The organism is Haloferula chungangensis, assembly GCF_042664875.1.
GTDB classification, from domain to species: Bacteria; Verrucomicrobiota; Verrucomicrobiia; order Verrucomicrobiales; family Akkermansiaceae; genus Haloferula; species Haloferula chungangensis.
The window spans coordinates 139207-163194 of the sequence record NZ_JBHTBS010000007.1 but is presented as its reverse complement, the minus strand read 5'-3'; the positions used below and the strand labels follow the sequence as shown (position 1 = coordinate 163194).

The window sequence follows — 23988 nt, the reverse complement described above, 5'->3', positions numbered from 1 at the left end:
GATGAGGCTTCCAAGCACAGTTGTGGGAATCGTGATCGCGGGCATGCTGCTCGCGGTGCTCGGACTTGCCCGCTTGCTGGTGCCGGAAGTGAAGGAGGCGGAGCTCGAACTTCGCGAGGTGGAGATCTCGGCGCTGCCGGAGCCACCACCGCCCCCTCCGGAGGAACCGCCGCCGGATGCTCCTCCACCGCCGCCGGCGCTGACGGAAGTCACCCACATTCCCGATCCCACTCGGGTTCCGGTCCCGAAAGCCGAGCTGCCGATGGATCTGACGATGCCGGTGGATCCTTTTTTCACCGAGGTCGAAGTGGCACCGCTGCCTCAGCCAAAGCCGCAGCCTGTTAGGAGGCGGCCGGTCGCCAAACCGCAGCCGTCGAGCCGGCCGAGCACGACCACCAAGCCTCGTCCGCCGGCGCCGGTGGCGAAGTCGCATTACAACATCAGCGAGCTGGACGGAAAGCCGCGCCTGATTCGCCATGGCTCGGCCGTTTTTCCGAGTTCGCTGGCGCGGAAGGGGGTCACGAGCGGCACGGTGGTTTTCGAGGTGGAGTTGAGCACGAGTGGCTCGGTGAGCATTCGCCGGGTGATATCCTCGACTCATGCCGATTTGGTTTCCGCCGCACGCCGGGTGGCGTCTTCGGCAAAGTTCACATCACCGACGCGCAATGGCCAGCGGGTCAAGGCGATCATGAGATGGCCGGTAACGATTAGGAAATGATGATCAGATATTGGATATTGGTGCTTGGATATGGAGGAGTTGCAGCAGCTGCGGAGCCGCTTCCTTTGACGACGTCCTATTGGAAAGACGCGTCCTTTCAGAAGAGCTTCAATGGGAGCTATCGCATTGAGGCACGGATCGAGCCGAGTGTTTCGACGGAAGTGCGAGGTCTGCTGGTGGAAGTTCAGGCTTTGATGGAAAAGGGCGACCGCAAGTCGGCACTGGCAAAGGTCAAGGGAAGTTCACTGACGGCGAAGTCGGCGGCCTTGCGATTCAATCTCGGCAACCTCTACTTCGAGGAAGGGGAGATGGAGGAGGCCATCGAGGCCTACGAATCAGCCATCAAGGATTACCCCTCGTTTCGTCGCGCGCACCGGAATCTGGCGATGGCACAGGTGCGGATGGAAGAGCTGGACAAGGCGCTCGAGCATTTGATCGAAGCGATGCGCCTCGGTGATTCGGATGGCGCCACCTACGGTTTGTTAGGCTACTGCCGATTGCAGCGCGGAGAGTGGGCGAGTGCCTTGCAAGCCTATCGAATGGCTCAGCTGACGGAACCGGACACCGCGGAATGGAAAGCCGGGGTGGCGCAGTGTTTGCAGCATCTCGATGCGCGGGAAGAAGCGGTGGTGCTGCTGGATGAAGTCATTCGCCAGCGTCCGGAAGTGGCTTCCTATCCGTCTCTGCAGGCTTCCATCTTGATGGAGCTGAATCGACAGGAGGATGCGGTCAAGACCCTGGAGCTGCCACGACGTCTGGCATTGCTTGATGGGGACGGACTGCTGCTTTTGGCCGATCTGCATTTGCGTGGATCCCGCGGTGACGACGCCCGCCTGATCGTTGATGAAGCATTCGATGCTGAAACGAAGCCAACCGCGAGTCGCGTGATTTCGGTGATCGCTTCGGCGATGGCATTGAAGGAATGGGAATTGGCGGAGAAGCTTCTGGAAAAGGCGAAGCCTGCCGAAGGTGAGGTGCCGCGGGAGCTGCGTCTCGCGGAAGCGAGATTGAAGATCGATTCCGCGAAAGCTCCGGAGGAAGGGGCGGAAGAGCTGGTTGCTTTGTTGAAAGAGGACCCGACCGATGGCGTGGTTCTGATGTCACTCGGGAAGTACGAGAAATCTAGTGGTAAGCCGGGTCAGGCAGAGTTGTATTTCGAACGCGCGACGGCTGTCGAGGAATCGGCGGTCGATGCCTGGGTGGCGCTGGCGCGGCTCAAGGTCGAGGACAGTCGATTCGGTGCGGCGCTGAAGGCGGTCGACCGAGCGCTGGCCCTCCGTCCCGGCGGCGACTTGCAGACCTACCGCGACAGTTTGGAAAAGCTCGTGGATGCGGCGCAATGAGCCATGAAGGGTTCGGCTTTCGATCGCAACGAGGAGGCGAATTTCCTAACAAGACGCGGCATTGAACGGGCGGCCGCGGGGCAATCGGGTGCCTTGGAGGACTTTGAAGAGGCCATCAGGATCCGCCTGACCTTGCCACTCGAAGACGACCCGATTTTCCCTTGGGGGCTTTCGGCGGGGTGGATCAATCGTGGCGACGTGCTGGCTCGTGACGGGCGATTTTCCGAGGCGGTGACCTCATACGACGAGGGAATTGCAGTGCTCGGGCGACTTGAGGAAAGCCGTGCCGTCAAGTGCCGCCTCGCCGTGGCCTGGGGGAATCGCGGCCTGGCTCTTGAGGCGATGGGGCAAAGCGACGAAGCGCGGCAGAGTTTCGGGCGAGGGGTTGTCGATGAGCCTGAGGATGATGCCCAGAGACTTCACTCCGCCGTCGCAAGAGTGCACCTCAGCCGGGTGGTAGAAGATCGGAAACTTGCGATTTCTGAGGCGGAGCAGGCTCTCGATTTGGTGCGCGAATTGGAAAGTCAGGATGTGCTTGCGGCAGAGACAGGTCTGAAGGCCCGGCACCAGCTCTGTGGGCGGCTTTGTGAGGAGCTCGAGGCTGGTGTTAGAGAAGGGGATTGGATTGCCCGGGTTACGGATCGGGTTGAGGAAGCCCTCGTGCTTGAGAGATTCTGGGAGCGGCGAGGAGTGAAGTCGCTGCGTTCGGTGGCTGCGGATTTGTTCCGGCTCGGTCTGCGGGTCTACCGGGTTTGTCAGCCTCATTTCCTAGCAGAGTTTGTGCTCGATGCGATGGATCCGGAGCGATCGCCGGGAGCGCCGTGGGAGGATCTGAGTTTCCAAGGCGCGGCTGCAGTTGCCTTGCGCACGGCGATCGACGATGGCGCGGAGCGGGGAGTGTGGAACGCTGCGGAGCGCGGCGAGCGAGAGTTGGCGATCATCGGGACGCTCCGCGCCGCCGATCAGCGCTTGGCGGAGCTACAACGCCCGGCTCACTGAGGATTTTCGGCGCATGAAGAAACGTCGGAAGCTCAAGGCGAAGCCAGTGTAGATCAGCACCAGCGTGGCGCTGGCAGCGAGCGCGGAAATGGTTTGCCCGACCCAGCCGAGGGCTTCGCCGGTGTGCAGCCAGCGGGCCCAGCTTCGGGCACGTCGACCGGGGCTCAGGCCTTCGAAATTCCTGGTGTCGGTGATTTCTCCGGATTTCAGATCAATGCTCATCTCCTGACGAAGATCGGGCCGACCGCGATGACCGCCGCTGATGTAAATCGTGAGGTCGCTTTTCTGAGGGAAGGAAAATTGAAGTTGTTGCCAGTCGGGCGCGGCGGCGGTGGCCACCTTGATAGCTTGATCGAGCCCGGCGGGGAATGTTGGCGGAGCCTCGGGTGCCCCTTTGCCGCCACCGGGCTTGCCCTTGCCTTTCTTTTCCGGCGCGTCTTCGCCGAAGGCTTGGAAAAGCATTTTGTTGGCCCAGGGGTAGGCGATCACGAGGCCGGTTGAGACGGTCATCAGGAGGGGGATGACAAACCAGAGTCCGAGCGTGTGGTGCCAGTTCCAATCACGGGATCGGCCGCGCAGTTTCGGTTGAATGGTGCTGATGGCCGCCATGCCACGACGGGTCCAGCGTTTCGGAATCCAGAGGAACAGGCCGCTGACGAGGATGAAGAAGAACACCAATGCGGCGGAGGAGTTGATGGCTTTTCCCGTCTCACGGGTGTCGCCTGTCATGGCGAGCCAGCGGTGGAATCCGGTCACCCACTTGAAGAACGCGCGGGTGCGCACGGCGCCTTCCCCGAGAATCTGTCCATTGTAGGGATCGATGAAGACCGAGCGTTCGCGACCGAACTGAAATACGGCAGGTGCCGTAGCTGAGGCTTCCATCTGGATCCCGGTGGGACGGGCTTCAGGTTCCGCTTCCAACAACTTGGCGTGAAGGGCGGGGAGCTCGAGGCGTTCTCCTCCACTGAGCTTGTAGCCATCGGCGGCCTCGGTGATTTGCCGCTCGAACGATAGGATGATGCCGGATGCCGCCATCAGGAAAATGAAGACGCCAGCCGATAGGCCGGCAGCGAGGTGAGCCCAGAAGAGGACCTTCCGGAGCAGGGGAAAGCGTTGCATCGGGGTGAAAAAAGTCGGGGCGGGAGGGTTTGTCGAAACAATCCCTCCCGCCCCTAGCAGTTACCGAAAAAGGTCAATCGCAGTTCAGACCGCAGGCGGCGGTGCACCGCCTCGGCCCACAGGGGATTCGCCGTGATTTTGGCGACGGTTGATTCCGCCGCGTCGAAAATCCGACGAGCCCTGAAAGAACATCATGTTAGAAACTGAAGCTGGTGCTGACGACCGCCGAGCGCCCTGCTCCGGGGACGGCGTGACCGCCACCGACCTGATCGATGTAATCTTCGTCCAGCAGGTTGTTGAGGTTCAGCTGCAGCGAGATCCGTTCATTGATCTGATAGGCAAGCATGGCATCCACGAGCCAGTAGGCGGAGGCCTCGCGGGTGTTGCTGTCGTTGCTGTAACGGCTGCCGACGTAGGTGGTTCCAATGCCGGTGCTGAAGCCTCCCGGCAAGGTGAAGACATTCCACAGCGAGAAGGTGTTCTCTGGAGTGTTGCTCAGGTTCTTTCCAATCTCCGAGGCGACGGCGGAACTGCGGACCTCGCTGTCGAGGAAGGCGTAGCCGCCGGTGACACGCCACCAGTCGGTCACCGTTCCGCTCACTCCGAGCTCGAAGCCCTGGACGCGTTGATTGCCGGAAAGGTAGGTGTTTCCGGTTACAGGATCCGTGGTGCGGGCGTTGGTCTTGTCGGTCTGGAAGATCGCCGCCGTGAGCAGCACGCGCTCTTCGAGCACCAGCCATTTCGTTCCAAGTTCAAGCGTGGCGCTTTCCTCGGGATCGGAAAGAAGGCTGGTGAGGTTGGTTCCGCGGACCGCATAAACCGGGCTGCTCGCCGAGGGGTCGAAGGAGGTTCCGTAGCCGAGATAGATGCTGCCTTCCTCGCAAGGCTTGTAGGTAACGGCGGCGCGGTAGCTCAGGGCGTCGCTGACATTCTGGACGGAACCCACCGTGGCGTTGCGGAAGTTGAAATCGTAGTAATCCCAACGCAGGCCGCCATCGAATTGCCAGTGTGGTCCGAATTCGATGGTATCGAAAACGTAGGCGGCAAAGGAGGTGGAGTCGGCGCTGTTGAAAGTGCCGTCGCGAACGATCGCGGGAACGTAAGGATCGTACGGGTTCGGTGCGAACAGGTCGGTATTCGGCGCGTTGGCCAGGTTGAGGTCGACGCGGTTCATGTTCTTCGAATCCTCACGGGCGACTTCGATACCCGCCACCAGCTGGTGACTGAGGGAACCGGTCTCAAAATCATAGTTGAGGTCGGTGAGGTTCGCAAAGATCGTGTCGTTCTGATCGCGGCTTTTCCAATCGGTCCGGCGGATGGTGGTGCCGTACTGATTCCCGGGAGTCGTGGGGTCCTCGTCGGCGAAGCGCGGGGCGGTGACGCTGAGGTCGGTATTGGTGAAGCCGTAGCGTGTCAGGTTCCGCAAGCGCAGCGAATCCGAGAAGTCGTGCTCGAGCTCAATCGTGCCGATATGGGTCTCGTTCGTCAGGTAGTCGCGCGATTTCAGACCGTAGAAATTCTCGTAGCTGACCGGAGCGATCTGATCGACGAAGCCCGGGATGGCGGTATTCGGCGAGGCGACCCATGGGATGCCGTAGTCCGGGATGCCGTCGGAGCCGAGGTAGAAGTAACTCAGTGTGGCGCGTGTGTCGGAGCCGAGACCGAAGGTGATCGAAGGGGCGACGCCCCAGCGTTCTTCCGTGGCAATGTTGCGGCCGGGAGTGTCGGCGTTGTGATAAACGGCATTGAAGCGGATGGCTGCCCCTTCGCACCAGGAAAGGTCCTGGTTGATGTCAACGGTCGCGCGGCCATAGTTATCGGTCCCGCCGCCGAGCATGAAATCGTAGAATTTTTCGTCGCGGGGCTTCTTGTTGACGAGGTTGATCGAGCCGCCGGTGGATCCCCGACCATTGTTCGTCGATGAAGGACCTTTGGCCACCTCGACCTGTTCGAGGTTGAAGGGGTCGCGGGTGTAGCCGCCGAAGTCGCGGACGCCGTCGACATAGATGTTGTCGCGGGAGTTGAAGCCACGAATCGAGAGGTTGTCGCCCGGAGGCGCTCCGCCTTCACCAGCCTGAATGCTGATGCCGGGAGTGTTGCGCAACACGTCGCGCAGGGAGGTGGCATTCTGTTCCTGGATGACTTCCTTGGGAATCACCGAAATGGTCTGGGGAACGTCGACGATCGGTTGGGTGAACTTCGGCGAGGCAAGCCGCTCGGGCTTGTAGAGCACCTTGTCCTCACTTTCGACGACCAGTTCCGCCAGGTCGTCGACGGGTTCGTCGTCGCCGTCTGTCGTTTCGGCAGGGGTGGCAGACAGAGCCGGGTTGGCCATTTGACCGAGGGTGACGATGGTGCCCGCGAAGGCGAGCGACTGACGATTCGTAGGAAACGTACGGAGTGTTGTCGATTTCATGAGATGGGGAATCGCCAGCGGGATGAATGATTCGCCTGGCGAGCTGTTGCGAATGCGTCTCAATAACGACGAGGTCCGTCAACCGGAAAAATTCCAATATTTTGTAACATAACTCGAATTCGTGGTGCGACGTATCTGCCTTGACAAGATTCTAGGGAGCGTCGAGGAGGTTAGTTATGGCAGAGATTTATCGATACCGGTCCTCAGCACCTTCGTTTTCCGAGGTGCTGGAAATCTTGTCGAACTGGAGTGAGCGTGAAGCTCTGAACGAGACGCAGAGGGCCCGCGCGCGAGGGGAACTCGAGCTCTGTCTCGAGGCGCTCAGGGAGAAGACCGACGAGATGAGTCTCATGGTCCGCGGGAAGGTGCAGGCCTTGCTGAAGGAGATCGGGTCAGCCTGAAAAGGCACCCTCATGGAGGGCGGGTCTGTTGAAAATTGGGCGGGCACCAAGTGGCCGCCAATTGGCCGCCGAATGTCGGTGCCCGACTCCGAGAGCAGAGCCTGAGTGGATCTTCAGCTGCCGCTGGTCAGGGCGAGGTAGGCCTCGATTTCCTCGGCGGGATTGTGGGCGCGCATGAAGGTTTCGCCGATGAGGACGGCGTTGGCTCCGGCGTCGAGAACGCGCTGGGCGTCTTCGAGGGATTTGAGGCCCGACTCAGACACTAACAGAACGTTGTCAGGGACTTCGTCGGCAAGTTTTTCCGTGGTGCCGAGGTCGGTGGTGAAGGTTTTCAGGTTGCGGTTGTTGACCCCGATGAGGTCGGCGCCGAGGTCGAGGGCGCGTTCCATTTCGGGGAGGTCGTGGACTTCGACGAGGACATCGAGTTGGAAGTCCTTGGCTTCCTGGTAGAGGTGCTTGAGGAGTTCGTCATTGAGCGCGGCGACGATGAGAAGGATGGCATCGGCCCCGGAGACGACGGCTTCGTGAATCTGGACGGGGTGAATGGTGAAGTCCTTGCGCAGCAGTGGGGCCTCGGAAAACTCGGCGATCTTGGTGAGGTAGCTCAGTGAGCCCTTGAAATACGGCTCGTCGGTGAGGATCGAAAGGCAGGAGGCACCGCCATCAAGGTAGCGCTTGGCCTGACGGATGGGATCGAAATTGGGATCGATGATGCCGGCGGATGGCGAGGCCTTCTTGATTTCGGCGATCACCCCGAGTTGGTCAGGACCACGGTCGAGGGCACTGCGGAAGCCACGGAATTCATTGCGCTGGAGCGCAGCGGCACGCAGATGGCCGGCACGTGGGAGCAGGGCTTCGACTTCCTGATGCTTGGTGGCGATGATTTCGGCGAGTTTGTCGGACATTGGGCGCGGAGATTGGATCTTTGAAATGCGATATTGGGAACTGGAAAGTGGGTGTTTTCCGGGTTCTGGCAGATTATGTGATTTTTTTGCAAATTTGGGCTTGTCCGAAGTGTCGTCAGGTGTAGAAACCGCGCACGCGTTTCGCGACGCGGGTGTAGCTCAGTGGTAGAGCGCGACCTTGCCAAGGTCGATGTCGTGAGTTCGAATCTCATCACCCGCTCCAATTTCCTAAAAGGGTCCGGAAGAAATTCCGGGCCCTTTTTCTTTGGATCGGTTCACAATTACTGAGCGGGGAGGGGCTCGCCGGAGAAATTGCGGGGAGAACGGGCTCGGGTTTGTTAGGCTTCAGCTACGATGAAAATGGAGTATCTCATGGACTTGCCCGAAGCGCGCTTGCCCGAAGGTCGTGAACTCGTGAGGTCTCTGGATTTCAAACGCTTGCCGAAGGTGCTGCTGCACGAGCATTTGGACGGTGGCTTGAGACCCTCGACCGTGATCGAGCTTTCGCGCGAGCTGGGATATGAGGGCCTCCCGACGGAGGATGCCGGAGAGCTGGCCTCATGGTTTCATCGCGGGGCGCAGCGGGGGAATCTGGGCGAGTATCTGGAAGGCTTCGCTCACACGATTGCGGTGATGCAGACAAAGGATGGCCTCGAGCGGGTGGCTTATGAATACATGGAGGACATGTTCCGCGATGGGGTGGTTCATAGCGAGGTGCGTTTCGCGCCGGTATTTCACGATCGGGCGGGGCTGACTCAGGACGAAGTGGTGGAAGCCGTGATCGCGGGCTTGGAGCGCGGGCAAAAAGAGTTCGGGGTAAGCTGGGGACTGATCATTTGTGCGATGCGGGACCGCAGGGATTCGCTGGAAGCGGCGGAATTGGCGATTCGTTGGAGGGATCGCGGGGTGGTGGGATTCGACCTCGCGGGGGAAGAATCGGGGCATCCTCCGAAGCGGCATTTGGAGGCGTTTCAGGCAATCAGCCGGGCGAATTTCAAGATCACCATTCACGCGGGGGAGGCCTTTGGTCCGGAGTCGATCTGGCAGGCGCTGCAGTACTGTGGGGCGCATCGACTGGGGCACGGGACTCGCTTGTTAGAAGATATTGCTTTTTTGGAGGACGGCTCGATGGTGCTCGGTCGCCTGGCGCAGTTTATTCTGGATCGACGCATTCCTCTGGAAATGTGCCTCTCAAGCAACGTGCACACGGGAGCCTGCGCGAGCGTGGCGGAGCATCCCTTTCCGAAGTTCTTCCGGGCGGGGTTCCGGGTTTTTCTCAATACGGACGACCGCCTCATGAGCGACACGGAGATGTCGAAAGAACTGGAGATCGCGACGCAGGTCTTTGATCTGAGTCTGGGGGACTTGCAGAAGATCACGGTGAATGCGGCCAAGAGCAGCTTTGCGCATTATGCCGAGCGGTTGGATTTGATTCATCGGCGGATTCTGCCGAGCTATGCGGTGCTGTTCGCAGAGCAGGGTTTGAAATTACTTTCGGAGCAGGGACCGGGTTGATGGGTGGCTCGGCGACTGAAGTCGCCGCTCCTTGATTGGAGAGCTTCACTTTTTGATGGCGAAAAGGTAGCGACTCGTGCGAAATCGCGCGCATGTGGGTTTGGGAAAAATTGTCGGCCTCGAAGTGGCTGGATGCCTGGGAAGAGCGCTTTCACGGGAACTCGAATTTGGTGATCCATGTGCTCAAGGGCGGCAAGACCCTGAGGGTGGAAGTCTTCTGCGAGAGCAAGAAGGATGCGGAGGAGATCGTCGCCCGCTTTGGCGGGCGGGTGAAGCAGCTCAAGAATGCGGATTGGCAGAAGCCCGCCGAGGTGCCGCCGCCGCTGAAGATCCGGGATCGCTTTGTGGTCACCCAAGAAGCGGATGAAAAGGCGCTCAAGGCACTGGCGATGGCCCATCCGGGGCGCGAGGTGTTGAGCATTCCGCCGGAGATGGCCTTTGGCACCGGTGACCACGCGACGACCTCGACCTGCTTGAGGTTGCTGGTGGATGTGGCGAAAAAGCGCGGAGCCGGATGGTCCTGCGCCGATCTGGGGAGTGGCACGGGCTTGCTGGCCATCGCAGCCGGCAAACTCGGCGCGGATCCGATTTTTGCCTGCGACTACGACCCTTTCGCGGTGAAGGTGACCGAGCGGAACTGTGAGAGGAGCGGGGTGCTCGGGGTGGAGGTCAAGGAGGTGGATGTGCTGAAATGGAAACCGCGCAAGAAGTACGACGTGGTGATGGCAAATATCTTCTCAACCGTTCTCATTCAGGCATTTCCAGTCATTTCCAAGCTGGTGAAGCCAGGCGGCGACCTGATTCTGTCGGGAATTCTGGCCAGCCAGGCCTGGGAGGTTTTCGAGGCCGGGGCTCGCCACGGCTTTGGCTTTCCGACGGTGGTCAGGAAGGGGAAATGGGTCACGGCAAGGGGCGGCTGGATGAAGGATCTGGTCGATTGAGGCCAGTTCTGGAGGACGGAGCTTTCGAGCCTTCTATTTCACTTGCGCGGATCGCGGGCGAGGTGCAGAAAAGCGCCCCGCTTTGCCGGAGGGGGGTGACATGAATGAGCTGTCGCCGTTTCCGGCGGGTAGAAACATCATTCGCGCTCTCTCATGGACTCCATTTCATCCCGCATCGCCGAAGTAAATCCTTCGCTCACGCTCGCCGTCACCAACCAGGCCAAAGCCATGATCGCCCGTGGCGAAGAGGTCTATGGGCTCGCTGGTGGTGAACCGGACATCGATACTCCGGAACACATCAAGGCTGCCGGCATCGTCGCCATCCAGGAAGGCAAGACGAAGTACACCGCATCCGGTGGTATCCCCGAGCTTCGCCAGGCAATTTCGAAGAAGCTCAAGGACGACAACAATCTCGACTACGCGGCCAATCAGATCTGCGTGACCTCGGGAGCCAAGATGGCGTGCTACAATGCCATTCTCGCCGTGATTGAAGAAGGCGACGAAGTGATCATCCCTTCGCCCTACTGGGTCAGCTACCCGGAGATGGTTCGTCTCGCAGGTGGAAAGCCGGTGATCGTTGAAACGAAGGAATCGGATGGCTGGAAGATGACTCCCGAGCAGTTCGAGGAAGCGATGACGCCTGCGACCAAGATGGTGATCATCAATTCGCCGTCGAATCCAACCGGTGCCATCTACACGGAAGAAGAACTCCGCGCGATTGGCGAAGTGGCCCTTTATGAGGACATCGTGATCCTTTCCGACGAAATTTACGAAAAGCTCATCTACGGTGATAAGAAGCACGTCTCGATCGCTTCGCTCAGCCAGGAACTCTACGACCTGACGATCACCGTGAATGGTTTCTCGAAGGCTTACTCGATGACCGGATGGCGCCTTGGTTACACGGCCGCTCCCCCGGCGCTCGCCGAGGCGATCGACAAGATCCAGAATCACACCGTGTCCAATGCGACGAGCTTCGCGCAGTGGGCGGCCATTGCAGCCCTTCAGGGTGACCAGACTTTCCTCAGCGATTTGCGCGACGAGTATGACTCCCGTCGTCAGTTCATGCTCGCCCGTCTGAAGGCGATCCACAATGTGCGCGTGATCGAGCCGGAGGGTGCGTTCTACTTCTTCGTCTACACCGGTCAGCTCGGCATCAAGTCACAGAACCTCTGCGACAAGCTGCTTTCCCGCTACAAGGTGGCGGCGGTTCCGGGCATTGCCTTCGGTTATGACGACGGCATTCGTCTGAGCTACTGCACCACGCTTGATGTGCTCAATGAAGGACTGACCCGCTTCGAGCAGTTCTGCCGCGAGCATTGAGCTGATTGAGTTTTTGAAAAGCCCGGCTTCCGAGAGGAGGTCGGGCTTTTTTACTTTGGAGGGTGCCGATTGAAGTCAGCGGTCCGGTCGCTTGTCGATCTCGCGGATCTTGAGGCGAAGTTCTTCGTCGCTGATGCCCGTTTTGGTCTGCAGGATTTCGTAGAGAGCCTGATTGGCGAGGGCCATTTTTGAAACAAGACGACGGAGTTGTTTGATCTCGTAGGCCAGACTCGCGGTGCCCCCTTTGCCATCAGGCGGGGAATGACTGAGATCGTTGAGCCTCGATTGGAAATGGATGTCGTCGAACATGATCAGGGGGATTCTGCGTGTTCGATGCGCACTTGATCACTGCCGATGAGGTCCTTCATGCGGGTTCGCAGAGCGCCATCGACGACATCGAGAACGCCGCTCTTTTCGGCCTCCATGCGCATCTGCTGACGGAGCTCGCGGAGCAGGGTGGCGCGGTCTTCCGCCGTGATGCTGTTTGCCCAGCCGTCTTTTTCGCTGAGAATGGTGAAATCGATGAGTTCGACGCCGAGGATCTCCGCCTCGGGGAAACGCGCGACGGGCACCCCGCCCTCCACCGCGAGCGAGACGCCGGGTTTGAGCTTGTAGCCGGCGGTGATGCGGTAGTCGCCGCGGACGATCAGTTTCTTGGTGCCGGTCGGGAGATATTTGAGGACGTAATTTTCGTGCTCGAAACTGCGGGTGGCCGACATCCGGAGCTCGAGCAGGGAGAGCTCGCTGATCTCGTTCTGTTCGGAAATGACGGCGCGGCCTTCGACGATTCGGGTGTCGGAGTTGGTCAGGGCGCCAAGGATTTTGTCGAGACCGTTGGAGGCTCCGGCAATGTTGCGATCGATCATCTTCACGCCGAGAAAACCCAGTGCGACAATTGCTGCGAGGAACGCAATCCAGCGGACGGTCTTCCAGAGCTCGGGGTGGTGCGACATCGACGGGAAGCTATCATGAATGGTTTTTGATGCGATTGGATTTCCCAGCGGATCTTGGAATGGAGGGGGGATGGGAATCTGGGCGGCTTTTATACCTGCAATTGCATCGAGGTCAGGTTACTTCAATGCCGATGTGGGACGCGATCAGCGGATGGGGTGGATGGGATGAAGTCGGCGCCGGCGGCGTCTGGCTGATGACGATCTGTCTTTTTGTGATGGGTTTGGTGGGCTGCATTGTTCCGGTGATTCCGGGCCATCTGGTGATTTTGATGGGGGCGGTGGCTTATCGCTGGATCCTCGGGCCGGATGCGGGCCTATCGTGGTGGAGCGTGGGCGCTATTTCGCTGCTGCTCATCGCCTCTCAGGTGTTCGAGTTTGTCAGCGGAGCGGCCGGAGCGAAATGGTTCGGCGGAACGAAGTGGGGGGCGGGAGGCGCCATTGTCGGCGGCATCGTGGGAATGTTTTTCATGCCCTTCGGGCTGATCCTTGGACCCTTGTTCGGCGCCTATCTTTTTGAAGCGATGTTCGCCAAGCAGGAGCACAAGCCCGCGATGGTCTCGGGTGTCGGCTCAGCGGTCGGCACCATGGCCGGCCTGGTGGTCAAGGTGATGGTCGGCCTGGTAATGATCATCTGGTTTTTCTCAGACGTGTTCTTTGTCCATTAGGCGCCGGGCTGGTCTCGAGCATGGCCCGGCGATGGCCGGAATCCATCTTGTCTTTTTCGCGCCGATTTGGAATATCTCCCGAAGCATCATCAGTGAGGGAATCTTCAGGCTCTACATGTTATGAAACGGATCATTCTGCGTGCCTTGATATTTTTGCTGGTTCTGGCAGGGGCAGTGGCCGCCTTGATTGCCTATCGGTTCAATCGCATGGCCAACGAGCCGCACACGGCAGCGGATTTCACGATATCAGCCGATGTGCAAACGGCGGACCCGCGGCTTGGCGAGCGGATCTATTCGGTGCGGGCCGGGTGCATCGATTGCCATGGCGAGAATCTCGCCGGCGCGAAAGTGATGGAAAATGGGGCCATGGGATCGATTCATGGTCCGAATCTCACGCCCTTCGCGCTCAAGGATTGGTCGGACGAGGAGATCGCGCGGGCGATTCGCTATGGAATCCATCAGGAAGGACGATCGCTGCACTTCATGCCATCATTCGAATATGTGGGATTCAGCAAAGGAGATATTGCCGCACTGATCGCCTACCTGCGTTCCGTTCCCGCGGTCGAATCGACTCCGCATGTTAACTCTTTCGGGCCAGTCGCCCGAACTCTTGCGGTGTTTGGCAAGATGCCGATCATGTTTCCGGCATCGATCATCGATCTCCAGCAGGGATTTGCCGAAAAGCCTGCCGAAGGCGGAACCGCTGAATTTGGTCGCTATCTGGCGGCGTCCTGCACGGGCTGTCATGGAGCGGATTTTCAGGGTGGTCCGATTCCCGGCGGTGACCCGTCATGGCCTCCCGCCTCGAACATCCGTCTCGGAGCTGATCCGGTTTGGTCGTTGGAATCGTTCACCACGATGATTCGCACCGGCACCTCACCGACGACCGGTGTCGCCATGCGCCCACCCATGCCCGTCCACCTCCTCAAACAGCTCAACGAGGAAGAGATCACGGCCCTGTGGAAGTACCTTGGTTCGTTGAAGTAGTGGTAGGCGGACCGTCAATCACGCGACGGCACGAGGGATTTCCGATGGAGGCTTTGCGTCTTGCATCGCTGGGGCTGACGGCTAGTTTCTGGCCGCCGCTCCCCGGGCGATCGCAGCTTTTTCCTTCGGGGGGAGTTGAGGAAAGTCCGGACACCATAGGGCAGCGTGCCTCGTGAAAACGGGGGACCGGGGTTTCAAAGCCACGGGACGGAAAGTGCAGCAGAGAGCATACCGCCGATGGCCCGCAAGGGATCAGGTAAGGGTGAAAGGGTGGGGTAAGAGCCCACCGCGCCGAAGGTAACAACGGTGGCACGGTAAACCCCGCGCGGTGCAAGACAGAACAGAGGATGAGCTGCCCGCTCGTCAACCCCGGGTATTAGTCGCCGCTCGCTTCGGCGGGCTCCTGCCTCGGCAGGGAGAGAAATGATCGTCGAATCCCGCATAGGCGGGAGGAACAGAATCCGGCTTACAGGGGAGCGGTCGCTTTTCCCCTCAAGGAGCGGGGCTTTTCAAGCCCCGAGGGGTGGATGACTTGAGCCGGGAGAGTTGCTTTTGCCCGGGGTGTTTCGGCCGGGCTTGCCCGGTGGCTGCAAGCCGACCGCTCCTTGGGGGATTGAACTTGGAAAGTGCTTGTCGCGCTCTTGGTGGTGGTGATGGTGGCCGGGCGACATCCATGATTGCCAAGCACCCCATCGCCATCGTCTTTCTCTTCCTCGCGGGGATGGTGGGAACGCGTGCGGACGATGATCTCCCGGCGAAGCCCACGCGCCATCAGGTCCTGGATGTCGAGGGCTGGAAAGTGCAGGTGGATGAACGTTTGCTGAAGGGGCCGCAACGCGAGCTGGGGACGAAGGCACTCAAGTTGTTAGAGGGACGGCTTCTGGACATCGTGATCGTGCTTCCGCCGGACAAGGTGGCCCGATTGCAGGAGGTGCCGATCTGGCTGGACCTCAGCCACGGGGCGCTGAAATCGATGCAGTATCATCCGAGCGAAAGCTGGCTGAAGGACAAGGGTTACGATCCGGCGATGGCGAGAGGCTTTCACATTCCGGATGCGAGCCAATTTTCCTCGGCACGGCATCATCACACCCAACCGTGGGCGACCCTGCACGAACTGGCGCACGCCTATCACGACCAGGTGCTTGGCTTTGAAAAAGAGGAAATTCTCCAGGCCTGGAAACAATTCTGCCAAAGCGGGAAGTATCAGAAGGTCCGGCACATCAATGGTCAGCAGATTCCGCACTATGCTCTGACCAATCAGAAAGAGTTCTTTGCTGAAATGACCGAGTCCTACTTTGGTCTGAACGATTTCTATCCCTTCCACCGCGATGACTTGCGTCAGGCCGAGCCGGAAATTTTTGCATTGATGAAAACCATTTGGGGCCCCTTGCCATGAGTACAGAAGAAACACCAAAAGAGTCCCCGTGGCTGATCCGTATTTCGAAGCACTTTGCTGATTTCACCGATGACGTGATTGCAGGTCTGGAAGCGAAGAAGGTGAAGAGCCTCGGTGAGGAGTACACGCTGATTCAGTGTCGTAATCCCTCACGTCTGCAGGGATCGGATGCCTCCCACTTTGTTCGCTGGAATCTGCCGATGAGTCACGTCTGGCCATGCAATCCACAGAAGATGGAGGGATTCATTGAAAAGGCGGCGCAGACCTTGCACCGCAAGTTTTCAGGACAGGGGCTGCAAGGAGTGTTCGTCGGGATTCTCGATCCGAGCGCACGGGATGGTTACTACAAGGCGCTGGCGACAAACTTGAGAGGGCGGACGCTGCAAATCTTCGATGAAGAGGCGAAGGGTTTCAAGTCAGTCGAAGAGCAGGATGCCTCAAAGTCGTCGCTTTTCTGCATGGTCGGGAAAGAGGGATTGTATTGCGGCGTGCAGAGTCCGAAGGGATCGAATGGATTTTATCCGGGCGGCACGAAGTTCATCAGCCAGAAGGCGGACCACACCATTAGTCGGGCCGGAGCAAAGATCGCCGAGGCGCTTCACTACCTGCCGCTGCATCGGCCGGTGCCACCCGAGGGCGGGCATTGGTTGGAGCTGGGCGCTTGTCCCGGCGGAATGAGTTCGGAGCTGCTAGAAAGAGGATATGAAGTCACGGCGATTGACCGTGCACCACTCGACCAGCGGCTCGACAAGCATCGCGGCCTTCATTTCATCAAGGCGGATGTCGCGGAGTTTGAGCCATCGGCGAGGGCGAGCTTCGATGCCTTGCTCTGTGACATGAATGGCGAGACTCCGATCGCCTTGGGCCAGGTGATACGTTTGTCGAAGAGTCTGAAGCCGGGAGGTTTGGTGGTTTTCACGCTGAAGACGGCTGGAGTGGATAGCTACGCGGGAATCAATCAACACTTTGAGAATGCCTTGAATCAAGCGGTCAAGGGTTGGCTGAAGTTGATCGCAGCGACTCATCTGACCTACAATCGCAACGAGTTCACCTTGTTCTTCGAGCGTCGCGAAGGTCACCAGCCCGAGAAAGGTCGAGGTAGCGGACCGGGCGGGTTTTGGTGAGAGGCGCAAGGCGGGCGTGTTGTGCCTGTGAAGGATGCCCCCGGGGAGGTGCGGTCGTTATGCGGGATTTCATGACACCCGGACTTACTTGGTTTTGGCTTCTTTCTAGCCACTTTGACAAGACATACGGAGCCATCAATCGCCTTCGATGGGAGGTCGGCTGTCACTTCGGCTTCCTTCAGCCAACTGAGGATCTCAAATATCACCGCAAGTTTCTCATCGATCTGCTCAGGGAGCTCCAGCGGATCGAGGTGCTTCCGTTCAGCACGAAGCTTACTTTGGCTCGCGCTGGAACAAGGGGTGTAGCCCAACAGACGGTCCCATGGAGCCAAGGCTTCTCCGCATTTCTTCGTCACCTTGCTGCCCGAGCGGGTTCGTTCGACGAGCTTTATCACCGGGGTGTTATGGTTGCGCAGTGGCAGCCAGACGGTGCCGCAGAGGTCGTTAACGAGTTCCACGAGACGGATGTCGCCATGGCGCCCGTAGTCTAACAGCGGTCGGACATGAGTGAAATTCCTCTGCTCCACATGCGACCGGTCGTTCTTCTTGTAAGCTTGCGAGAAGGTCCCGTGAACGGGTACCGGGCGGTCCATCAGGTAACTTCCCTCCTGCAGTTTTCCGTGTCGCCTCCCATAGCTCTCGCCCGCCTGAGCGGAACAGTCGTTTGACGAGTTTGCCACAGGAACACTCTGCGCGATTCAAGAACTCGAAAATCACGACTATATATGCCTCTCTGTAGATTACCTTCGAGCCCCGCTTCTGGGTCTTCACGCCAAGTTGACCTTACCGTTGGGCGCCTTAAACGTATGCTTACGCCGCAAGAAAGCGGGTCGCTGACTTCGTCGATCGTCAATTTTCATTGGATGCCACGCTCGGCGGCTCTCCAGATATTTATTCTAGCTCTTCTGGCTTATAAGCCCGGTGAGAGATCTCATCCGGGTGTTGTTCTTTTTGACACAGCGATAGACCTCAACTCCTTGCGGAGACTCCGCTCGGGCCCTTCGATTTAGCGCAATGCACACAAAAAGTGACTTTTGGCTTGCTGTTGTACCGACGATATGATCTTTGATAGGTGAAAGTGAGAAATCATTGTTTGTAATAATTGATTATTCGTTATTCCAAATGAGTGCTTGGTTGATGTTCCGGTTCGTAGAGAGAGTAATTTCCGGCTCTGGGACTGCGGATCCCCCCGAGTATTTATTGATCGAAACAATGGGGATTGAACATCGAGACAAGAAAGCAGAAAAATGAAATATAGAACTCATTCGATTCCTCACATCCGGACGGGACCAGCCGTGGCGTTTGTTTCTCGGATTGCTATTATTTTATCCTCTCTATCACTTTCGGCTGAAAATACTCTTTGGTGGGACACTCGAAGTGTTATTGATGAGAATGCGGTGGAAGATAATTACGCTCCAGCGAATATTGGCCAAGCGAAGTGGATGGCAACCAAAGCTTACGAGGAGTTGGATTCTGTCCTTCCTGGGGAGGGACTCGAGTTTTCACTTGATGATCTCTTCCCTGCGAAGCCCTTAAAGCCCGATGCGGCTTGGTATGAGGATCAGAGGGCCCCCCTTCTAGTAGGGCAGCTAAAAGCTGTTGCTTCACCATTCTATAAAACCCTGCATAATGTCGATCCGGTCTGGCTTGAAGCGCAGTTGAACAAGAATCAGACTAAGGATATCACCAATTCCGGCAACTACTTCCCTTGGTCTTTGGTCACAAGCTACGACGAGAATCATGCCATTGCGAATATCGGTCAGCTCAAGGCCGTGTTCGCCCTTGACTTCGGAAGTTTGCCGGTAAACACGGAGCCAGGAGTTTCGGTGGATTCTGATGGCGACGGTTTGTCAGATAAAGAAGAGGCGAAAATTGGGACCGATCCCAACGATTCGGATAGCGACGGCGATAGTATATTGGATGGTGATGAAGTTAAAAGCGGTCATGATCCTAATAGTGATGATTCGTTTCCTCCACGGTGGGTAGCTGTTTCGAAGAGGGGGGAGCCGGACGGAACGCCCGCCTATGCCTACTCAGATTGGAATGGTGGGAGAGTTGAACTGGACTTGGATGAAGGATACCCAAACTTGGTCCGCTGGTTGAAAACGGAGCTGCCGTTCCCGGAAGAGTTCTCTGATGGATATTTCTATTCATCGATGGACAAGGCTGATTCTGTATATGCATTCCTAAATAAGGATTTCCACCCATTTTCCGGCTCCGTCATTCATCGGCGTTGCTGGATGGAGACGAGACCAGAGCCGAAGAAGGCGATTGTTATGAAGGTATTCAAGCTCACGACACGTTCATATTGGAACAGTGAGTTAGAAGATTATGTTGAGCTAGAGCCTACAATGAATCCTGAGGAGGTTTCCATCAGTTCAGTAGACACGCTCTCGAATCCGATTGATTTGGAACCAGATCTGAATGGATTTCCACCTGGGGTGGACGATTGGAGTAGGAGAGTGACCGTCAGTCTCGTGCCCTTAGAGATTGCGGTGGATTCAGACCGTAATGGAGAAATTACATTTGACGGTGAAGATCGCACAACTTCTGAAGCACCCTTCCGCTTCTGGGTGAACAATGATCAGGACGATGTGGAGGTTGATGAACCTCCGAGGGTCACGACGCCTGATTCCGGAGATCAGGTGATCGCCACGAAGCGAGATCTCGAGGATTTTACGCGCATTCGCCTCTCAGTGGGTCTCCCACTCGGGCAATTAAGAAGTGGCGAGTGGAGGATTGGTTTGAAGCTCAATGGTGCCGGGGGGCAATCGCCCGCCATTCGGGTCTGGCCGAACGAATCAGATACCGGGCAAGACTCCTTCTTGGACGAGAGTTCCGCTGCCGAAAGGCAGATTACTGAAAGGCCCTTTGGCACGACCAATGGCAATGCCTTATATATTCCGAGCTCGTACTGGTCCGATCGCGACGACACCGAGGCTCACCTGATCTTTGAAGGAATCAGCAGGGGGATGGGGAATCTGGCCTTGATCTTGCAGAAGGGTGAAGAAGGATCCGAGATCGAGGGTCCTGTGATCCACCTGAAGTTACTCGACGTCCGAGAGATGTTTGAGCGGGCACGGATTGCTAATGAAGCGGATGAAATCCCTCATCCATGGAATGACGATACTCCGCCAGTCCAGACTTGGGAATGGGACCCGTGGGAATGGAACTACGATGAGGATCCCGGGGCTGATGAGAACACAGTGATTTTCGTGCACGGATGGAGGTTAACTTACTATGACTATCTGAATTGGGCGCAGACTAGCTACAAACGGCTCTGGCACCAAGGGTTCAAGGGGAAATTCTATTCCTTTCGCTGGGCAACCTACAGCGCGGATAATACGGTATTCCGAAATAATGAGTTTGATGAATGGCAGGAGACACACTCTCCGGTTCCTCCTGGCGGATTTACCTATAATGCAAGTGAATACAGAGCCTGGTTGTGTGGTCCTGCTCTAGCTTCGTGGGTGAACGATCTTCCGAACTCGGGAAACCGAAGCATCTTTGCTCACAGTATGGGTAATGTTACTGTCGGGTCAGCTTTAAGAGGCGGAATGTCAGTGCAGCGCTATGCTCTCTGCAATGCCGCAATGGCTGCGATGGCCTATGACTCTGGTGACTACTTAAGGCTCGATCCAATCACCGGAAAGCCATGGGATTCAGTCTGGAGTGATCTTGGCGCTCGCAAAACTCCTGATACCGATCCTTCCAGTAAGATTAGGAATTCTTACGGTCTCAGAAGCAAGTTCCATGACGGAATTAGCTATCCACAAATGATTAATTTTTACCTCAGCGAGGATGAGGCGCTCGATGCGTGGATTGACAATAATCGGTTTTTCAAGCCGGATTCAAAAGGAAAGAGTTACTACTATCAAGAGTCTCCTATCGCACCCAATATCAACTACAAATTGTTTCAAGCTCCGCCGGGAGGCAATCCTCGAGAGGTCACATCTCCGCCGGAAGCATTCGGATATGTTACCAAGTCTCTCACCAGAGCTGCTGGGTCGGACTCAAGGACTGGTGGTTCAATTAGTTCTTCTGTTAATATGAATGACTGGGGTGTAGGGGCGAAACACTGGGGATTCGGTGTGACGCACAGCGCCCAATGGCGCTGGAGCAATCAGTCCACCAGTCATTTTTGGAATCGGCTTTGTGAGGTGCTTGAAATGAGAAGGTAATGAAGACGACCCGCTCAAATTCATGGGTTTGCGGATTGCTCATTGTAGTGGTTCTGTCGCTTGCTGTGGGCTGGTTGATGAATCTCGTCACTTCGTCAGGTCTAGAGGACGAGCCAGTAGCTTCGAACTCCGCTGAGCGTCAAGATGGAGGTGAAAGGTCACTTTCCGGCCGTCAGAGTGAGTTGCCCACAGATCTAGAATCACTGATTTCCCAGCTGAATACGTCGATCACGGTTTATGGCAAAGTGGTGGACCAGTTTGGGGATCCGGTGCCTGATGCCACTGTGAGACTTAGTCCGATCAATCGGCTCGAGGATTCTTATGGGAAGAAGGTGATCACTACGGATTCGGATGGAAAGTTCTCGGGAGAAGGACTCTATGGGAAATCATTGGGAATCTCCGCGGAGAAGGAAGGCTATCTGCGTATACCACCCATGAATGCTCGTTCCTCAGCCGTGATCCTCAGGTATGAGCGGGGCGGCGGCGGAACGGGTGATCGGTATGCCCATCCCTCGAATCCAATTGTCCTTGAGTTGCTGAAGATTGGTCCGGTCGAGCCCATGATCCATATCTCGAGGAAACGTTGGAAATTGCCTCTCGACGGGACCCCGACAATGATCGCACTCGACTCCGAGGAAGGGCAGGGAGCGCATGAAATTGAAGTTCGGTTCGCGAGCAACTGGAATCAGCTCCCGAAGGATAATGCGATCAACTCGAAGCTGTTCGACTGGAGCTTTGAGATCCGGGTCCCAGGTGGCGGTTTGGCGTGGGACCCAAGCGACTTGGAATTCGAAGCGCCTGAGGCGGGCTACAAGGAAAGCGTCCGCTACGAGTTTCCGGCGACGCTGCCGCGTGGAGAATGGAAGCGGGTTCGAGACGGGCGTTACTTTGTGAAATTTGCCGATAATACCTCCGGGCGCATCCAGTTCCAGATCGACGGAGGCTCCGACCGACGTCCACTTCGAATGGAGTCGTGGCTCAACCTGAAGCCTGGCTCCAGGAATCTCGCAACGGAAAGAATGATCATCAATGTGGTAAAAAGTGAGGAGCCCGTCCAGTAGCCCAGCCTTGGCGGGGAAGCCAATCTCGCCCCATCCCTGCCGCCCCAGCTGATTGTGGAAACAGACGCGGTCCACTCAGCTGGATCAAGATGAAGCCGAGAAAGTCGTGAATGCGCGGACCTGGACACCGATTCTCTTGCTCCAAGTCCGTTCTCGTGCTGTCAATTCGGCGTGTCTGCGGTAACCAACATTTCGACTTATCTCTTCGCGCCACTTTCTGGATTGGAGTCATTGCGTGAGGAGCTGCTTGCATCTTGCAAGGGGTGGGGGCTGAAAGGGACGATCCTGCTGAGTGAGGAGGGCATCAACATGTTCGTGGCGGGGGAGGCGGAGTCGATCGACCGCTTGCTCGAAAAGCTCCGTGCGATTCCGGGTCTCGAGGGTCTGACGCCGAAGGTGAGCCTGAGTGACGACCAGCCTTTCAATCGCATGCTGGTGCGGGTGAAAAAGGAGATCATTTCCTTCGGGGTCGAAGCGGTGCGTCCTGCGGACTACACGTCTCCGAAGATCGCGCCGAAGGAGCTTAAGAAGTGGCTGGACGAAGGAAAGCCGGTGACCTTGCTTGATACGCGCAACGATTACGAGGTGAAGCTCGGGACTTTCAAGGGAGCAGTCGACCCGAACATCAAGACCTTCCGGGGCTTCCCCGAGGCGGTGAGAAAGCTCCCGGAGGAGATGAAGGATCAACCGGTGGTGATGTTCTGCACCGGCGGGATTCGCTGTGAGAAAGCGGGGCCGTTCATGGAGCTTGAGGGTTTCAAGAACATCTATCAACTCGATGGCGGCATTCTGAAATATTTCGAGGAATGCGGGGGTGAGCACTACGAAGGCGACTGTTTTGTGTTCGATCAACGGGTCGGTGTGGACCCGGGTTTGGGCGAAAGCGATCATGCGATCTGTTTTGCCTGCCTCAAGCCACTGAGTACCGAGGAGCAGCTGGACCCGAGATATGTGCAGGGAAAGAGCTGTCCGCACTGTCATGTCGACGAGGCGGAGAAGCTTGCAGAACGGGTGGCGTCACGACAGGCGAAGCTGGACGCGCAGTGTGATCCTCTGCCGGGATCGGTGCTCCAGGAGAACCGCAGGGTGGTGACGATTCCGGCGAGACTCGATCGGCGAGAGTTGTTAGACGCTTTGGCGGATTTGCTTCCGCAGGTTTCTGCGGCGGAACTCGAGGGATGGTGCAAGGCGGGCCGCTTCGTGAATTACAGTGGAGTGGCGCGCGGGAGGGATCATATCGTCCGCGCAGGAGAGCGGGTGATTCAGGTCTTCCCGCCGGAGATTGAACCGGAGGTGTCGACTGACATTCGGGTTCTCTATGAAGACGATGCGCTGATTGTGGTGCGAAAGCCGGCACCATTGCCGATGGCGGAGTTTGGTCCCTTTCATCGTAACACGCTTCAGTATCTGATGAACCAGGCCTGCGAGCTGCCGCGTGTTCCGAGGGCAGTGAATCGCCTGGAGACGATGATGTCGGGACTGGTGGTCTTCGCCCGGACGAGGAATTTCTGTCGTGTTCTGATGGATCGCTTTGACGGTGGAGATGCGGTGAAAGTTTATCTCGTATCGGTAAAGGGGCATCCGGAGAATGACCGCTTTTTCACGGATTCTCCGGTTGTCGCGGAGACGGGATCGAAGGACGATGAGGAGTTGCTCGTCCTCGAATCGCGCACGGACTTTCAGGTGCTGGAGCGACGGGGGGATGGAACGGCGCTGTTAGAAGCGGTGGCGCGGAGCGGTGGGACGAATCAGATCAGAATTCATCTCGAGCGTCTCGGGTTCCCGATTGTGGGTGATGAGGATGGCCGGGTGGACGAGTGCCGGACTTTCGGAGAGGCCCCACCGCTGCGGCTGCATTTGTGGAAGTTGTCATTCCAACATCCAAGCACGGGTGAGGCGCTGCAATTTGAAGCGGAGTGTCCGAAGTGGGCGTGACTTTTCTCA

Annotated in this window: 20 protein-coding genes, 1 tRNA gene, 1 other RNA gene and 1 pseudogene; 17 read left to right on the top strand and 6 right to left on the bottom strand. The window is 57.6% G+C overall.

The window, feature by feature from the left end; genetic code table 11:
* The first annotated feature begins 1 nt into the window (after window position 1).
* From ACFQY0_RS14145 to ACFQY0_RS14135, 3 genes are read left to right on the top strand one after another with little or no spacing between them, the layout of a single operon-like run.
* On the top strand, window positions 2-718 hold the full coding sequence (locus ACFQY0_RS14145) for an energy transducer TonB (protein ID WP_379713545.1): 717 nt from the start codon (window positions 2-4) through the stop codon (window positions 716-718).
* Complete coding sequence (locus ACFQY0_RS14140; protein WP_379713543.1) at window positions 715-2061, top strand: tetratricopeptide repeat protein; 1347 nt, start codon at window positions 715-717, stop codon at window positions 2059-2061. The genes ACFQY0_RS14145 and ACFQY0_RS14140 overlap by 4 nt, the downstream gene beginning before the upstream one ends.
* 3 nt (window positions 2062-2064) lie before the next feature.
* Window positions 2065-3060 (top strand): hypothetical protein, encoded by a 996-nt coding sequence (locus ACFQY0_RS14135; protein WP_379713541.1) that lies wholly within the window; start codon window positions 2065-2067, stop codon window positions 3058-3060.
* Here the strand turns inward: ACFQY0_RS14135 and ACFQY0_RS14130 are convergent.
* A complete protein-coding gene (locus ACFQY0_RS14130; RefSeq protein ID WP_379713539.1) occupies window positions 3040-4179 on the bottom strand; it encodes a PepSY-associated TM helix domain-containing protein in 1140 nt (379 codons plus the stop codon). The two genes, ACFQY0_RS14135 and ACFQY0_RS14130, sit on opposite strands and share 21 nt — an antisense overlap.
* Before the next feature lie 196 nt (window positions 4180-4375).
* Entirely contained in the window at window positions 4376-6595 is a 2220-nt protein-coding gene (locus tag ACFQY0_RS14125; protein WP_379713537.1) for a TonB-dependent receptor, read from the bottom strand.
* A 176-nt stretch (window positions 6596-6771) separates the two neighbouring features.
* Between ACFQY0_RS14125 and ACFQY0_RS14120 the strand changes: the two genes are divergently transcribed.
* Window positions 6772-6996: a hypothetical protein gene (locus ACFQY0_RS14120; RefSeq protein WP_379713535.1), complete on the top strand. Its 225-nt coding sequence runs from the start codon at window positions 6772-6774 to the stop codon at window positions 6994-6996.
* 113 nt (window positions 6997-7109) lie between these two features.
* Here ACFQY0_RS14120 and trpC read toward each other — a convergent pair whose 3' ends face one another.
* Window positions 7110-7901: an indole-3-glycerol phosphate synthase TrpC gene (trpC, locus tag ACFQY0_RS14115; RefSeq protein ID WP_379713533.1), complete on the bottom strand. Its 792-nt coding sequence runs from the start codon at window positions 7899-7901 to the stop codon at window positions 7110-7112.
* A gap of 148 nt (window positions 7902-8049) precedes the next feature.
* Here trpC and ACFQY0_RS14110 point away from each other — a divergent pair.
* The 4 genes from ACFQY0_RS14110 (at window position 8050) to ACFQY0_RS14095 (ending at window position 11677) form a co-directional block, all read left to right on the top strand.
* Window positions 8050-8124, top strand: a tRNA-Gly gene (locus ACFQY0_RS14110).
* A gap of 149 nt (window positions 8125-8273) precedes the next feature.
* Entirely contained in the window at window positions 8274-9416 is a 1143-nt protein-coding gene (locus ACFQY0_RS14105) for an adenosine deaminase (protein WP_379713785.1), read from the top strand.
* 92 nt (window positions 9417-9508) lie between these two features.
* Entirely contained in the window at window positions 9509-10357 is an 849-nt protein-coding gene (locus tag ACFQY0_RS14100) for a 50S ribosomal protein L11 methyltransferase (protein WP_379713531.1), read from the top strand.
* A gap of 153 nt (window positions 10358-10510) precedes the next feature.
* Window positions 10511-11677, top strand: coding sequence for a pyridoxal phosphate-dependent aminotransferase (locus tag ACFQY0_RS14095; RefSeq protein WP_379713529.1), 1167 nt, complete (start codon window positions 10511-10513; stop codon window positions 11675-11677).
* Window positions 11678-11752: 75 nt separating this feature from the next.
* On the opposite strand, the gene ACFQY0_RS14090 is transcribed toward ACFQY0_RS14095, so the two are convergent.
* Window positions 11753-11986 (bottom strand): hypothetical protein, encoded by a 234-nt coding sequence (locus ACFQY0_RS14090; RefSeq protein WP_379713527.1) that lies wholly within the window; start codon window positions 11984-11986, stop codon window positions 11753-11755.
* Window positions 11987-11988: 2 nt separating this feature from the next.
* Window positions 11989-12630 carry a DUF4230 domain-containing protein gene (locus ACFQY0_RS14085; RefSeq protein WP_379713525.1) on the bottom strand — a complete coding sequence of 214 codons (642 nt, stop codon included), beginning with the start codon at window positions 12628-12630 and terminating at the stop codon, window positions 11989-11991.
* Window positions 12631-12755: 125 nt separating this feature from the next.
* Here ACFQY0_RS14085 and ACFQY0_RS14080 point away from each other — a divergent pair, with 125 nt between their 5' ends.
* From ACFQY0_RS14080 to ACFQY0_RS14060, 5 genes are all read left to right on the top strand, one after another.
* Entirely contained in the window at window positions 12756-13295 is a 540-nt protein-coding gene (locus ACFQY0_RS14080) for a DUF456 domain-containing protein (RefSeq protein WP_379713523.1), read from the top strand.
* A gap of 120 nt (window positions 13296-13415) precedes the next feature.
* Entirely contained in the window at window positions 13416-14282 is an 867-nt protein-coding gene (locus ACFQY0_RS14075) for a c-type cytochrome (RefSeq protein WP_379713520.1), read from the top strand.
* A gap of 94 nt (window positions 14283-14376) precedes the next feature.
* Window positions 14377-14767: RNase P RNA component class A (gene rnpB / locus ACFQY0_RS14070), an RNA gene on the top strand.
* Between the two features lie 188 nt (window positions 14768-14955).
* Window positions 14956-15678 (top strand): M90 metallopeptidase family protein, encoded by a 723-nt coding sequence (locus ACFQY0_RS14065; RefSeq protein ID WP_379713518.1) that lies wholly within the window; start codon window positions 14956-14958, stop codon window positions 15676-15678.
* The gene (locus ACFQY0_RS14060) at window positions 15675-16802 is read left to right on the top strand and encodes an SAM-dependent methyltransferase (RefSeq protein WP_379713515.1); all 1128 of its coding nucleotides are present in this window, start codon (window positions 15675-15677) and stop codon (window positions 16800-16802) included. The genes ACFQY0_RS14065 and ACFQY0_RS14060 overlap by 4 nt, the downstream gene beginning before the upstream one ends.
* Here the strand turns inward: ACFQY0_RS14060 and ACFQY0_RS14055 are convergent.
* Window positions 16754-17482, bottom strand: coding sequence for a hypothetical protein (locus ACFQY0_RS14055; RefSeq protein WP_379713512.1), 729 nt, complete (start codon window positions 17480-17482; stop codon window positions 16754-16756). The genes ACFQY0_RS14060 and ACFQY0_RS14055 overlap by 49 nt on opposite strands.
* A gap of 567 nt (window positions 17483-18049) precedes the next feature.
* On the opposite strand from ACFQY0_RS14055, the gene ACFQY0_RS14050 reads away from it, so the two are divergent.
* From ACFQY0_RS14050 to ACFQY0_RS21485, 4 genes and pseudogenes are all read left to right on the top strand, one after another.
* Window positions 18050-20983, top strand: coding sequence for a hypothetical protein (locus ACFQY0_RS14050; protein ID WP_379713510.1), 2934 nt, complete (start codon window positions 18050-18052; stop codon window positions 20981-20983).
* A gap of 182 nt (window positions 20984-21165) precedes the next feature.
* Entirely contained in the window at window positions 21166-22044 is an 879-nt protein-coding gene (locus ACFQY0_RS14045) for a carboxypeptidase-like regulatory domain-containing protein (RefSeq protein ID WP_379713508.1), read from the top strand.
* A 171-nt stretch (window positions 22045-22215) separates the two neighbouring features.
* Window positions 22216-23049, top strand: a pseudogene (locus tag ACFQY0_RS21490) (sulfurtransferase); the annotation flags it as partial.
* A 6-nt stretch (window positions 23050-23055) separates the two neighbouring features.
* Window positions 23056-23979 (top strand): RluA family pseudouridine synthase, encoded by a 924-nt coding sequence (locus tag ACFQY0_RS21485; RefSeq protein WP_465262160.1) that lies wholly within the window; start codon window positions 23056-23058, stop codon window positions 23977-23979.
* Window positions 23980-23988 lie beyond the last annotated feature (9 nt).